The sequence below is a fragment of the Vibrio sp. Vb339 genome (assembly GCF_902751245.1).
Taxonomy (GTDB): domain Bacteria; phylum Pseudomonadota; class Gammaproteobacteria; order Enterobacterales; family Vibrionaceae; genus Vibrio; species Vibrio coralliirubri.
The window spans coordinates 1-14,750 of sequence record NZ_CADDIS010000009.1; the positions used below are offsets into that span (position 1 = coordinate 1).

Sequence of the window (14,750 nt, forward strand, 5' to 3'; positions counted from 1 at the left end):
GTAGAGAGGTTAGACATTCCAAATCTACTGAAGCGTGAGTTTTCTGTGAGTACTCCGAATCGTGTTTGGTGTGGCGATATTACTTATATTTGGTCAGGTTCGAAGTGGACCTATTTAGCGGTAGTGCTTGACCTATTTAGCCGACGCGTTGTGGGGTGGTCTTTATCCGATAAGCCCGATACCGAATTAGTCTCTAAAGCTTTGGACATGGCCTGGGAGCAACGAGGATGTCCGAAGAACGTAATGTTCCATTCAGATCAAGGTTGCCAATATAGCAGCCGCAACTATCGCCAAAGACTTTGGCGATATCGTATAACTCAAAGCATGAGCCGTCGTGGTAATTGTTGGGACAACGCTCCCATGGAGCGGCTATTTAGAAGCTTGAAAACCGAGTGGATACCAGCAACAGGTTACCTGACACAAGCTCAAGCTAAGAAAGACATCAGCCATTACCTGATGAGTTACTACAATCGGCAACGGCCTCATCAAACAAATGATGGGCTGTCGCCAGTGAATGCCGAAAATCGGCTTAAGTCAGTGTCCGGAATTTGTTGACCACTACAAAACAAGTTTCACAGCATTCTCATTCTTCGTCAGCTCGATACATAAAATAAACCGAGCCAGAAATTCAAATTTTATTGAAATCTTCAGCCATATGATCTGCTTTAGCAATCACACCTAGAAAGCCATTCAGTTTTGATAAGTAGCTATCAGCATTACACAGTTTTCAACCAGATTAATGAAATACCCACCAAGAGTTGTAGATTGACCTGTCTTTACACCAACCTCAAATCTGGTATTCATATAAAGAGAATATTTGACAGCCTCTATCACTCCGACTCTCCCAGTCAATTTAACGGCTTTTACTGCAAATTTAGGAGTGTAAATAACACGTTTCTTCTTATTCGTCATAGTTCATCTCATTAGTGGTTACACTCACTTAACTCAAAGGCCTAAACTGTTGTACGGAGACGTCATAGCTTGTACTGAAAAACTTGTACCCCTCCCAAATTTTTCAGTATATTAACGTGTTTTCCACATGCGAGTTAAAGCCACTTATAATTCGAAGAACGGGCTTTCTCTTTCAAGGACGAAGCATTACTGCCGATGTGCAAATCAATTTTCTGTTTAAGATGCTCTTTTGCAACCTTAATCTAGAATTATCATATACCTCTGAAAGGTGCATGAATCGATAATCCACCATTTAGAGTAAAATTCGCTTAAATTCGTCGAAAAAAACTCCAAATGGAGAAAACTAAAGCTTTGTGATCGTTATCTGCTTGGCTCACATGAAGTAAGCAGCCAAGATAAGTCATTAGTGAAGCATTGATTATATTGAGTTACTTGAGGTAGAACATGCATTAAAAGCCTAAATTTCTTGATTTCGGCAACTTGAGGGAAAAACGATAAACATCGTAAACATTATCAAAAAAATGAATGTTTACCTCAATTTTCCTAGCTAACTACGGATTGACTTAGAGACGATAATAATGCGAAAGAGCAGTGAGTATCATCACGGAAATTTACGAGAAGCGTTGATCAACAAAGCTGTTGAACTAATTACTGAAAAAGGCATTGAATCGACGAGTTTGCGATCTATTGCTCGAGAACTTGGAGTAACGCATACCGCGCCAATGAGACACTTCAAGTCCAAAGGAGACATGCTTGCAGCCATTGCTAAGGATGGACTTAAAAGTATGTTTGAAAGCGCTTCCAAAAATTCAGGTGATGTAAATATGTCATCTCTCGAAAAATTGAAGATATGCGCAATTAGTCATATTGAATGGGCAAAACAAAATCGAGCTCATCATTTACTGATAAGAAACCCTGATGTAGTTCGACATATAGATAAAACTGATCTCGAGTTTTTTCAATTAGCGTTAGGGTACTCAGGTCTAATTAAAAAACTGATCAACGAAGCCAAAGAAGATGGCTGGAACAAAGATAGAAGCACCGAATGTATTTACATGGAATGTACGTCCTTTGTTCTTGGTTTAACGTTGATGGCAACCGATCCATTGCATCAAATAGCACTAGAAAATAAGAATAAACTTGATGAAAATATCAAAGAAGTTCTAGACAGTTTCTTTAGCTAACAACCTTCGTGAAACCAAGAACTGTAGTTGACCCGATCTAGTGAACACCTTCAATTGTAATTGGAGGTGATTATGCCAGGTTATAAATCAGGTAAAAAAACTCAACAATATCTTACGGAATTTAAGGGAACTGCTGTCCGACTTTCGCTTCGAGAAGGAGCTACAGTTAAAAGCGTGGCGCTATCATTAGATATCCACCCTTATATGCTTTCTAAATGGCGAAAGGACTATAGAGAAGGGGTTATTATGGAAGATAAACGTAAGAAAAGGACTAAGTTCCCGAGCCAGAAAACTGAGTCTAGTCGGATTGCAGAACTTGAACGTCAGAACGAACAACTTAAGCTCGAGAATGACTTGCTAAAAAAGTGGCAACGATTCGTTGCCCAAGAAAATCGACAAAATTCCGATTCATAGCCCATTACAAAACGCGTTATTCCATTGTATTGATGTGCCGTTTTCTATCTGTTTCTAAGTCGGGTTATTAGAGAACCAAGCCGCTACGATCAAGAAGAGCAGGCTTTGAAGAAGCGTATAATTAAAGTGTTTACCCAGAGTCGAGAGACTTACGGCAGCCCACGAGTTCATGCAGAACTGAGGCGCCAAGGAGTTTTGGTTAGCCGCAAGCGTGTGGCTCGGATCATGAGAGAGCAAGGGCTAAGAGCGCGAAGTTATCGCATTTACATGAAAATGGCCAAGCTACATCGGTTCTATCAATCGATTAAGAATACTAAAAAAGACACACCAAAACCAACGGCAGTTAATCAACAATGGTCTGGAGTTCTAACGTATATAAAGCAAGGTAAACGTTGGATGTATCTAGCCGTCGTTATCGACCTTTACTCGCGTAAAATCGTCGGTTGGGCGCTTGGTAGTAAGAAGAGTACACAGCTAACGATGAGTTCGTTGAGAATGGCCATTAGAAATCGAAAGCCACAAGAACGCTTATTGTTTCATACCGACAGAGGCTCTGAATATCGAGCCCATGAAGTTCAAGCTTTATTATCAAAAAATGGAATTGTCCCAAATATGAATCGTCCAGGTCATTGCACTGATAATGCGGAGGTGGAGTCGTTCTTCCATACGCTCAAAGGCGACATAATTAGGAAAAATAGTTTTAAAAGTGAGAAGCAGCTTAGAGATAAACTTGCCGGTTATATCCAGCATTTTTATAACCGTTATAGACTGCACTCAAGTCTTGGATATCGAACCCCGCATGAACATGAAGTAGCGACGGGTTAAAGATAATAGGGTGTCCATTTTATCGGGTGAAGATCAGAACTAACCGTTTTTCTATAGAAACAATTTGCGTTTCGTGCTTCAGTACTCATAAGAGCAGATTCAATGTTTTCTTCCGTGAAAACATACCCTAACTTTTGGCGCAATACATGATGGTTAACGCCTTTAATTTAGATCGGAAGACCTTTACCAAAAACGGACCACAATCCCCCCCCGTGATGTTCATACCTACACAATCACCATTAGTCCACACCAAGCAAGAGTGAAATAAAAATACCCCTTAAACGTTAAAGTTATATCATTTAATAATGATTAGTTATAGATACATCAAACAAAACTTGAACCGCATTTCAATAACTGATATCGTTCTCGAATAATAAGTAACTAGTGACTATATTTACGATAAAACCATTGAGGAAGAACACATAAAAAACACTTTAGCTTCCATTCATCACCTACTCGCTTTGCTCATGATGTCATTAATGCATGAAAAGTAAGTAACATATTACTTATTTAAAGCAACTACTAACTATTAGCCTATAGAAGCAACATTATGAAAAATTCAAGATCAAATTGCTTTTTCATAGAAAACCTTGTTCTTTCTCAAGGATGGGAAACGAAAATAAAAAGGAAAAAAGGCAAAACAAAAAACGAAGCCGTAGATGCATTTGTCGCTAAGCTAGATAAATCTAGAATCACCGTAACACATCAAAAACGAGGAAGAAGACAAACACTTTTACTCGAATATTCATGCGGCAAGACTAAACAAGTATTCATCAAAGCAAAAATATCCGATTACTGGCAATTATCGATTCGACGTTCCGAACTTGACAAAAGTAATAGAAGAAAAAATGAACTATGGGTATTTGTTGATATAAAAGGGCTCGAGCCAAAATTTTACATAGTTCCTTCAGCATGGGCAAAAGAAAACATGGAAAACCATTATATCAAACATATGCAGCGCTTCGACACACAGCAAAAATCAGCTAACGACCTTGTACATCAAGCAATTTCATCGAAAAGACTAGAAGAATGGTTGAATCGTTGGGATCTATTAGCCTAAGAGTATCAACCATCATTGTTACTATAGCTGCTGTGTTATTTTCAAGTGCCGGTAGGTTTACCCTTAAATTGATAATCTAATGCTGCTTGTACTGACGACGAGTTCCTTATGCATGGTGTCCATAAAAACAAATGAAAACACTCACTTTAAAGTAACACTATCTATCTGAAAATTATGAAAATAATATTACTTGTTAGTTTATTTAGTATTCCAGCACTAGCCGCAACGGGCTCCCCTCAGGTTTTTATTGGCGTAAAGGGCGGATACCAATGGGCTCTAGACGATAGTTACAATCACTCAAATCCAGAGGGCACAATCTTAGGTCTATATAGTGGATTACAATTCACTCCGTCTTGGAGTTGGGATATAGGTTATCAACATCACGACGAATTAAAGGCAGGCGTCACATCGGTTAATGTTAAAAGTTGGTTGATTGAAAGTGCTCTCCGTTACGATTGGTACCTACAAGATAATCTAAGCTTGTACGGTCGACTTGGTACTGCTTATTGGGACATGGAAAAAACGCAATTTTCTTCAAATAATAGCGAAGCCACTGGCTTTTCTCCTCTCGGTGAAGTGGGGATTAACTATAACTTTACCCCTAACGTCCAATTATCAACGGGCTATCAATACATTGACAGTATTGGTAAGTCAAATACTGGAAAATATGATAGCAGTGGGTTGTTGCTCAGTCTTACCTATACGTTTGACAGCACAACTCAACCAGCGTTAGTCAAAACAGCGCCAACTCCTATAATTGAAAACAATCCAGTAAAAAAGACAGTCACTACAAAGGCAGCTCCTCAAATGCAGACCTTTTCATTAAAAACTACGGATGAGCTATTTAGTTTTAATGCAACTGAACCCAACCAAGAGTTTCGTGACCAATTAGCAGAGGTCTCTTCAGTATTAAACTCTTACCCACAATCTCAAGCTGTTGTTGTTGGATACACTGACTCAACAGGCTCAGAGCTCTATAATCAAAAACTTTCTGAGCGTCGTGCTCAAGCGGTCGTCAATAAGCTGATTGAATTGGGAGTCGCACCTACACAGCTTGAGTGGCAAGGTAAAGGTGAGTCTCAACCTATTGCGGACAACAATACTGCTAAGGGACGGGCTAAAAATCGTCGAGTTAAGATCACCATCCCTAGTTTTCAATTTAAAGAGTAGGCTGTATTGTTATGGATAAATATTTTAAAACTCTATTTGCAATGGTGATTTTTCCATTATCAATGCTGTTAGCAGGCTGTCATTCAGAAGGAACTTTCAATTCTGAATCTCAGTCACCAGTAGACACAACAGTAGCACCGGTAGACGCAACAGTGATTGAAATCACGGTTACACCGTCACCCGTTTTAGTGTTAGAAGAACATACGCAACAGTTAGTAGCCATGGCTAAATACGATGATGAAAGCGAGACAGACATCAGTGATTCCGTAACGTGGGAGATTGTTGGAGACCCAACAATCGCAGACGTGTCCGCTTCTGGTTTACTAACTGGTAGTATTAAAGGTGAGACCGAACTTACTGCCAGCAAAGGTGGTATCACCAGTGACCAAGTGAATGTGACTGTATGTGACCTCGCTGATTCATGTATTGATACCATCGATACAGGTAACGGTAAGTTATTGACTAACTCACCATCAGTGGCTTACTTAGATAGTATTGGTGGCAGTGCAACAAACGGTACTTATACTAACGGGACTTATACTGAGGATGGGACTTACGGCCCAGACGGTGATTTCTACCAATTCAACTTGAACAATGCACACGCATTGTGTGCTTTGTACAACACCCAAAGTATCGCTGGGCGAACTAATTGGCGCTTAGCAACGAGAGATGAATTAAAAGTGGAGCTATACGATACGCACGGCGAGGTGTTCGATATATATAGCAAGAACGGTTGGCCGACCTACAACTCCTATTGGTCGATGACACCTGTTGGTGGTGGTCATAACTACACCGTTGACCTCGGCCTTGGTAACACCAAAAGCCAAGATGAGCTCCAGCCACTCTACGCATCCTGCACCTCAGAGCCTTAGCCTTACGTTTACTTCATTAGATTAGGGTTGGTTACTGAGAAGCAAACGTACACGGTTGGAGCGCCCAACAACAACGATTGGGCAGTGACATCTGATGGCTCGAATTATTACAACGTGCAATCTCTACAATGATAACGTCAATAGCAAACTACGCATCCTACACCTCAGGAAGTCGTTAATTTAAATTAGTCGGAGCCATTTTTTATTGACGACTTCCTGAGGCTTTTAGACAGTGCTGAAAGTTGATATTGATATTGATATTGATATTGATATTGATATTGATATTTCATTAAGGCTTGAATAAAGAATTTTGCTTTACAAGCGCGTGAGGTCACATTTTTACGTCAATTGAACTTAGTAAGTACACATAACACAAGCAATCCATTTAACTTCATACAAAATACAAAAACAATATAATTTATTATTCTTCCGGTGGGGTCTCATTAAATATGAACAAGTTGGGTTTTAAAAACACATTATTACTATCGGTAAGTGTGTTGATGGTCACATGTTTATTAGTTAGCAATTATTACTCGTATATCCTTCTTAAGGAGCAAACTGTTAAGAGCGTTAATTATCAGTCATCTGCAGCGGCAAAGGTGGAAGCTAATAAGTTAGAAAAATGGTTCGGAAACAAATCTGAGTCTATTAGTGCTCTTTCTAAGCAATATAAGCCAAATCAACCCGAACAAGATTATGTATCATTGGCTGAATATACAAAGGACATATCTAAATTTTCTGCCGTACTAATTTCACTTGATGATGGCCGTTCTTTTTCAACTATATCTAGTTCTTCATGGAATAATGGCGTCGCAATCGTGGATAAATACGATGCACGTAAAAGACCTTGGTACGCACAAGGTAAAAAAGCTAACGGACAACTTGATATCACAGATGTTTACAAAAGTGCCTCATCCGGAAAAAATTTAGTTTCAATAGTTAAAGCAATCGATAATGGCGTTCTTCTTGGCGATATTGAACTAAGCATTCTAGAAAAAACGGTACAATCAGTTAATTACCCAGGTGCTATTACCGTGATCTTGGATGACAATGGCAATGCATTAGCGTCTTCATCCCATGCTCTCAAAGTCGGAATGACTTTCCGAGACATTAAGTTGCCTGACGTCCATTCAAGAATGCTCGCAGGTGAGCATGAATTTGATTATACGTTAGATGGTATAGATAAAGTTGCATTTATTCATGATATTCCAATGGTTTCCGGGAAAAAATGGTATCTTTTTGTAGGTGTAGATAAATCTGTAGCATACAAGGCAGCCGATGACGCGCTTATTGACACGGCTATCAGTTCTACCATTATGTTAATTATCGCTGTCATTTTATGTATTGCCATCATGAATAAACTTTACGCTCCAATTAATGCTTTAAAAGCTATGGTTCATGATTTAGCGCTAGGCAATGGCGACTTGACAAAACGCTTACCAATTGTCTCGGAAGATGACCTAGGCCAAATATCTCAAGGTATCAATACTTTTATAGCTAATCTTCAAACCATGATGTTACAAGTATCTAGTTCTTATAAGGAAATTTCCGAAAGTGTTATTGAACTTCATACGCTGACACAAAACAGCAGTTGTATTCTTGATGAACACCGCAAAGAAACTGAGCAAATTGTCACCGCTCTTGACGAAATGAGCGCAACATCAACAGATGTTGCTGGTAATACATCTAATGCAGCCCAATTCACGTCACAGACTAGCAATCAGGCCAATGCTTCTCAATATGCGATGGGTTCTACAATCTCCGTTGTAGAACAACTGGTTGCTGAAGTCGAAACGACCTCAACAAGCATCTCAAACCTTGGGCATGATATGACTGAAATCACTAACGTACTTACAGTGATTGGAGAGATTGCTGACCAAACTAACCTTTTGGCACTAAACGCAGCCATCGAAGCTGCAAGAGCAGGAGAACATGGACGTGGATTTGCAGTTGTTGCTGACGAAGTTCGGGCGTTAGCAGCAAGAACTCAAACAAGTACAGCCGAAATTGAAGCCACACTAGGTAAATTAAAAGATGGGGTTTCTGTCGCCGTCGATGCTATGAACCGGACCAAAACAAGTTGTTTAGATACAGCCCAAAAAAGTAATGGTGTAGCGACAGATTTAAACTCAATAAACGAGTCTATTCAGGATATCAATGCTCTAAACATACAAATCGCGGCGGCGGCCGAAGAACAAAGCTCTGTTGCTGATGAAATCACACGCAACATGGCAGCTATTCGTGAGATGGTAGAACAACTTTCTACGGTTGGTGCAAGCACAGACGTCGAGAATGAAAAACTGGTTAACGCAAACAATGAACTCAATAACATTGTAAGTAAATTTAAACTTAACTAACGAATACTCCCCACGGGTATAGCTAAGAGTATCTCTTGCCCGTGGGTAAATAATAGGGGTTTGTACTACATAGGCGGCTTTTGTTGTAACGCTTAGCTTTCTCGTAAAATGATCCGTACCCAAATTTTTAGACACCATTATCTCACCCAGTTATTCCACACACCTACATTGAAGAGTTGAATCATTAAGATAAAGTACGATGTTCGATTGCACTCGACTTTTCGGATCATCTCGCTAAGATTGGTATGGCAAACCATACTAACGCAGGGAACAAAATGCTTCGAGTTGAATGCTGAGTTCGTCATCATTAGCTCTAAACAGCGATTTTTCGCAACCATCCATTTCGTTCACAAGTTTTCCACTAAAACTGTTAATAAATTGCTAATTCACTACTCCACAGCTTCTAGCATCCGAGAATGTGGCGTATCAATAAATGACACACATTGAGCCACTTTCATTCCTAAACCCATAACAACCCCATACACAGTTACAGTTACAGTTTGAACCTATAACTAAACTCCACACTTATGTGTTCTTCATTTTTTGACTCATACAGAGGCTAATTACTTCATTTCAAACCGCACACTCAACATATCTACTTTCAAAAAATCACAGCTATTTTTCTCAAGCTCTTGGTGATAGTCAATATTTTACTAGCGACACTCCCAAAAGCTGTAACTATGATTGAGAAAGTGATTTAGTTCGTTATCTATTATTATCAGCATTTTAAGATAACCTAAATTTTGATTGTAATTTGCAGAAAAGCAGAAAAGCAGAAAAGCAGAAAAGCAGAAAAGCAGAAAAGCAGAAAAGCAATTATTCTACATTTTAAACCATTGCATATGGAAAAATAATACATCAGACACTTACTATAAGACAGTAATGCGTCAAATTTGAGAATCACCGCATTAATATTGCATAATTACGGAATTTATAGAAAATTTAAATAGCAGCATATACTCTCTATTTAGAGAGTATATGCTGAAAAATTTTTATCACTTATCCCAACTGAGTGACAGCTCTGGTTTATGATAACAAGCTGCTGCTTCGTTCAATACGCGTAAATTACGTTTAGCGGTCGGCATATTAAAGGAGTTCTTAAGCTCTTCAGGCAAAATCCCCCCAATATCCTCCCAAAATTCAGCAAGTCGATTAAGCCCCTTAATCGCTGATTGACTGACAGCCACTTTAGATACTCCGAGTACACTGGAAGCCTCTTCAGTCGTATTTCCTTCTAGAATAAGACGGGTACTGGACATCATTGATTCTGTAATTCTTGGCTTCATATCGTCAATCATTTTACTGTACAAATTGACTAAGATTGGGGATTCATGCTCTTTATACACTTTGCGAATTTGGTTAAGTTCTTTGGTGGTAATCTTCATTTATGACTTTCTCGTCTCTAAATTATTTCAATTCTTCATATCTATAGGTACGGTGCAACTGCTATTAAACCTTTTTCCAATAAATAAGAATTTCGGTTCATATTAGGTAGCTACTGATACCTCAACACCGCTCGTAAAAACCATTTTCACTGTTTATTTCTTCGGCAAGAACCAAAGATTATGAGAAATAACATTGCGCATTAATTATGCTCCGCGGAGCATTTCTGTTTCGTTGCTAAAAGAAATAACATCAATGTATCCCTTATCACCTTCGGAAGAAATTCGAATAAAGCGACTCTCTTCATTTATTGTTAGCCCAGCATAAAGGTACCCAGACAAGCGTGAACCTACGGAGTAAAACGCTACTTTTGTAGTTAAATTATTCATAGTAGTTTCTCTTTTGCGTACATTGTTAACCGTGTGTTTTTACAAACACTTATTCAAATAAAAACACCGAAGACAGTGTAAACATTGATATGATATAAATCTTATTTTCCATTTTCCACTTTTAAAAAAATGGTATTTTGGGTTATGCTATAAATCAAAGTGTTACAAAACATGTGCTTTTTTATTTAAACCCGCCAAAAATGAAAAAAACAATCATTTACTCCAACCAATTACCAACACAAAGAGCATTTAACCACAAAAGTCAAACAATCTGGATTAAGCGTCCGTTTTCTTTGTGGAATTATATCGAGAGTACTATTACAACCAACAGCCCTGATTTATCTAAAATTTGACAGCTTTTCTGCATTGATTGACTTAGGGAACAAACACAGACATGACGAGTAAAAACGACATAAAGTTCGTCAGAAACAATGACCTCTTTTAACACTTCAAAAAACTCACTCTCAGCTACTTGCATTCTTAGCAATAACTGTCTCGACGGTCTTTTAAGCTCTCTATCCAAATGTTGCTGTTTTTAATATCGATTTGGCCAGTCACGAACCTACCAGTATTGTTGAAGCGCATAGGCCATTGGCCGAGGCAAATTGCAATAACGACCTCAGCTAGCGGCTTATCATGCCGAAGAACATATCTCGACCTTCAAGGAAGTTATAAGTTTCGCGAACAACACCTTAAACGGTCATTAAAAGATGCTTGCTTTTCAATCGAATCAGGCTGCGTATCATGAAAATTACACTGACTTCTTAACAAGAACTGTAACCTCGAAAAATGCGCGACACTGAGCGCGATAGTTGAATGTGGTACTTGGAGTTCTATTTAACGTTCGTACTTGTTACCGATCTCTTAATTGAAAGGTCATTGTTCAACCGAACTACCAGATAGAAGAGCTTTAGTTGCAGCTAAAGTCTGGGGCTCACCTTACCTGATTAGAGTGCTTATTATCTATACAAAATGTTCAAGAGAAATTCGCAATACGTGACATTTTGATGATGCGTGAGCTTAAGTGGTTAAGGCGGTAGGTGGCGGCTTTTTTAGAGCGTTACCTCCCATATTTCAACTAATCCGTTATATCCTATTTATTAATATAACGGGCAAACTTCTGCTCCAAAGCTTGTTAGGTGCTTCGGTTCACTTGTTTGTTAATTAGATACTGTAGTGGTCAACAAATTCCGGACACTGACTTAAGCCGATTTTCGGCATTCACTGGCGACAGCCCATCATTTGTTTGATGAGGCCGTTGCCGATTGTAGTAACTCATCAGGTAATGGCTGATGTCTTTCTTAGCTTGAGCTTGTGTCAGGTAACCTGTTGCTGGTATCCACTCGGTTTTCAAGCTTCTAAATAGCCGCTCCATGGGAGCGTTGTCCCAACAATTACCACGACGGCTCATGCTTTGAGTTATACGATATCGCCAAAGTCTTTGGCGATAGTTGCGGCTGCTATATTGGCAACCTTGATCTGAATGGAACATTACGTTCTTCGGACATCCTCGTTGCTCCCAGGCCATGTCCAAAGCTTTAGAGACTAATTCGGTATCGGGCTTATCGGATAAAGACCACCCCACAACGCGTCGGCTAAATAGGTCAAGCACTACCGCTAAATAGGTCCACTTCGAACCTGACCAAATATAAGTAATATCGCCACACCAAACACGATTCGGAGTACTCACAGAAAACTCACGCTTCAGTAGATTTGGAATGTCTAACCTCTCTACTTTTGCATGTCTATATCGATGCGAACCTGGCTGTTTACTCATTAAATCAGCTTCACGCATTATCTGGCGAACCTTAAATCGTCCGGCTTTTATGCCTTCTGCGCTCAGCATCGAGACAAGAGTACGACTGCCAGCAGAGCCTCGACTCATGTTGAAGAGTTCTTTAATTTGGCTAGCTAGACGAATACGATTGGCATCCGGCTTGCGTTGCTTAAACTTGTAATAACAAGACGAAGCTACGTTGAACAGCTCGCAAAGCATTTTGACCGACTCATGCTCCCTCAACTTGTCTATTAACGAGAACGTTCGAGTTCGTCCGACATTAAGAGAGCGGTGGCCTTTTTTAATATGGATTTTTCTCGTTCTAGCCGGTTAATCCGGGCTTCTAACTCTTGGATTTTCTTTTGCTCAGGCRTGAGGGCTTTAGTCGTTGGAGTCATCCCACCTCGCTCAACTTTGAGTTGGTCGACCCATCGCCGTAAASCTGTTTCACCTACGCCCATAGAGTTAGCTGCTTCAGGTATGGAGTACCCTTGATCAAGAACCAAACTTGCAGCATCTAGTGGCCTTGTTGCTTAAATCGATGGAACTAAATCAGGAAGCTACGATCTGATCGGATACACCCATCAATCGTCGTAGTCTCATGCCTAAACCTCGTTACAAAACAACTAACTGGAAGCAGTATAATAAAGCCTTAATCAACCGTGGCTCTCTGACCTTTTGGATTGATGAGGAGACGATAGCCGAGTGGAAGCAAAACAAACAAGGCAAGCATGGTAGGCCTCGCCGATTCAGCGACTTAGCCATTACTACCGCTCTGATGGTGAAACGCCTTTTTTCTATGCCATTGAGAGCGCTGCAAGGTTTTCTAGACTCCGTCTTTAAGCTGGCTAACATCCCTCTGGTTTGCCCACACTACACCTGTATAAGCCGTCGTTCTAAGGATGTTGAGGTTTYATTTAAAACTAAAACCAGAGGTGCGATACAACACCTAGCCATTGATGCCACTGGTCTCAAGGTTTATGGCGAAGGTGAATGGAAGGTCAAGAAGCATGGAACTGATGGGAAGCGCAGAGGCTGGCGTAAGCTGCACATCGCAGTAGATACAAGCACCCACGAAATAGTCGCAGCAGAGCTGAGCTTATCTAAGGTAACCGATGCCGAAGTGCTCCCCAACTTACTCAATCAGACACGTCGGAAAATCATTGAGATATCAGGTGATGGCGCTTATGACACAAGGAATTGCCATGATGCCATACGGATCAAGCGAGCTGTTCCGCTCATCCCGCCAAGAGAAGGGGCAGCCTTCTGGGAACAAGGGCATCCTCGTAACTTAGCGGTAGGTTGCCAGAAGCTCTACGGCTCCAACAAGAAGTGGAAAAAGCGGTATGGCTATCATAAGCGCTCTCTATCAGAGACCGCAATGTACCGAGTAAAACAGCTACTAGGTGGGACATTAAGCCTGAGGAACTACAACGCTCGAGTTGGCGAGACTTACGCTATGATCAAAGCCTTGAATAAGCTTACAGGGCTTGGTATGCCTGAAACACAGTATATCGATTAAAAATTAAGCTCGATGGGGCAGGCATGCCTTCTCTCTGAATTAAGCAACAAAGCCGATCTTGCTCGATTTTTCTGAACAACGTAAGGTTAAGAACATTTCCACAATGGCTAATTCACCAATATCAAAATGCTCCTCGTTATCTAGTGTAAATGGTGTCATTTATTGATCACCAACCAATTTGATATGAAACAAACTGCAAATAAAAAGAACAAAAGACAACAATTTATCATCTAATTAACGTTTGTTGAAATAGGTATTTTGTCGTTTAAAATCAGGGTATAAACTAGAAACACTCTGTACATCTGAGCAACGAGAGCTAGTTCTGAGTACTTTACATGAGTCAGGTATCGATAATATCGAAAACTATGACCATTGCTGGGCTATTAGCTCAGTTATAAGATCTCATCGAGCTCTCAATGGCTCAACGATATATTTTACAACTCGAAGTCAATTGGTTTTACCAATATGAGCGGATAACAATACGAACCAAGATTTACTAAGATAGATTAACCAATAACTTTCAATTTTTTGGGTTATAGTACGTGTGACAGAACCCCAATAATACTTGAGCTATTTTTAAATGAAACTAGGAGTACATAGGTTTGAGCTAACAATAAAGAGCACTATCTCTGAAATATATGGTCACTTTACTAAGGCAAATAGTGACCAAAGCCTCGACAGAATGTTTGAAGGTCTTCAAAAAAGACTCAGCCAAATTAACTGCTCAGTGAGAGAAAGGAAGTGTACTTTCACTAATATCTACATAGCATACGGCAGAAGGCAAGAGGACTTTGATAGTAAAGAGAAAACTTATCACTCTTTCTCTACAAGAAGAATAGACAACATAATGAAAACCCGCTCTACCCTCTCGCCAGAAGACCTACT

11 protein-coding genes and 1 pseudogene are annotated in these 14,750 nt (G+C 39.8%); 8 read left to right on the plus strand and 4 right to left on the minus strand.

The features are described from left to right. On the plus strand, positions 1-555 hold a 555-nt coding region (locus HRQ85_RS23505), incomplete at its 5' end, for an IS3 family transposase (protein WP_172380711.1). Between the two features lie 135 nt (positions 556-690). Here the strand turns inward: HRQ85_RS23505 and HRQ85_RS23510 are convergent. Continuing rightward, positions 691-912 carry a hypothetical protein gene (locus tag HRQ85_RS23510; RefSeq protein WP_172380712.1) on the minus strand — a complete coding sequence of 74 codons (222 nt, stop codon included), beginning with the start codon at positions 910-912 and terminating at the stop codon, positions 691-693. 578 nt (positions 913-1,490) lie between these two features. Between HRQ85_RS23510 and HRQ85_RS23515 the strand changes: the two genes are divergently transcribed. From HRQ85_RS23515 to HRQ85_RS23540, 6 genes and pseudogenes are all read left to right on the plus strand, one after another. Next, complete coding sequence (locus HRQ85_RS23515) at positions 1,491-2,096, plus strand: TetR/AcrR family transcriptional regulator (RefSeq protein ID WP_172380713.1); 606 nt, start codon at positions 1,491-1,493, stop codon at positions 2,094-2,096. 72 nt (positions 2,097-2,168) lie between these two features. Then, positions 2,169-3,335 (plus strand): annotated as a pseudogene (locus tag HRQ85_RS23520) (IS3 family transposase). A gap of 550 nt (positions 3,336-3,885) precedes the next feature. Further along, positions 3,886-4,395 carry a hypothetical protein gene (locus HRQ85_RS23525; RefSeq protein WP_172380714.1) on the plus strand — a complete coding sequence of 170 codons (510 nt, stop codon included), beginning with the start codon at positions 3,886-3,888 and terminating at the stop codon, positions 4,393-4,395. Positions 4,396-4,569: 174 nt separating this feature from the next. Then, the gene (locus HRQ85_RS23530) at positions 4,570-5,565 is read left to right on the plus strand and encodes an OmpA family protein (protein ID WP_172380715.1); all 996 of its coding nucleotides are present in this window, start codon (positions 4,570-4,572) and stop codon (positions 5,563-5,565) included. Between the two features lie 11 nt (positions 5,566-5,576). Next, positions 5,577-6,437, plus strand: a complete 861-nt coding sequence (locus HRQ85_RS23535; protein WP_172380716.1) for an Ig-like domain-containing protein — start codon at positions 5,577-5,579, stop codon at positions 6,435-6,437. 449 nt (positions 6,438-6,886) lie between these two features. Next, entirely contained in the window at positions 6,887-8,794 is a 1,908-nt protein-coding gene (locus tag HRQ85_RS23540) for a methyl-accepting chemotaxis protein (RefSeq protein WP_172380717.1), read from the plus strand. 995 nt (positions 8,795-9,789) lie between these two features. Here HRQ85_RS23540 and HRQ85_RS23545 read toward each other — a convergent pair. The 3 genes from HRQ85_RS23545 to HRQ85_RS23555 form a co-directional block, all read right to left on the minus strand. Continuing rightward, the gene (locus HRQ85_RS23545) at positions 9,790-10,179 is read right to left on the minus strand and encodes a hypothetical protein (protein WP_172380718.1); all 390 of its coding nucleotides are present in this window, start codon (positions 10,177-10,179) and stop codon (positions 9,790-9,792) included. Between the two features lie 204 nt (positions 10,180-10,383). Then, entirely contained in the window at positions 10,384-10,566 is a 183-nt protein-coding gene (locus tag HRQ85_RS23550) for a hypothetical protein (RefSeq protein ID WP_172380719.1), read from the minus strand. 1,180 nt (positions 10,567-11,746) lie between these two features. Continuing rightward, a protein-coding gene (locus HRQ85_RS23555; RefSeq protein ID WP_172380720.1) for an IS3 family transposase occupies positions 11,747-12,849 on the minus strand; the annotation gives its coding sequence in 2 pieces (ribosomal slippage) (positions 11,747-12,648 and positions 12,648-12,849; 1,104 coding nt in all). 95 nt (positions 12,850-12,944) lie between these two features. On the opposite strand from HRQ85_RS23555, the gene HRQ85_RS23560 reads away from it, so the two are divergent. Next, positions 12,945-13,865, plus strand: coding sequence for an IS5 family transposase (locus HRQ85_RS23560; RefSeq protein ID WP_172380721.1), 921 nt, complete (start codon positions 12,945-12,947; stop codon positions 13,863-13,865). The last annotated feature ends 885 nt before the right edge of the window (positions 13,866-14,750 follow it).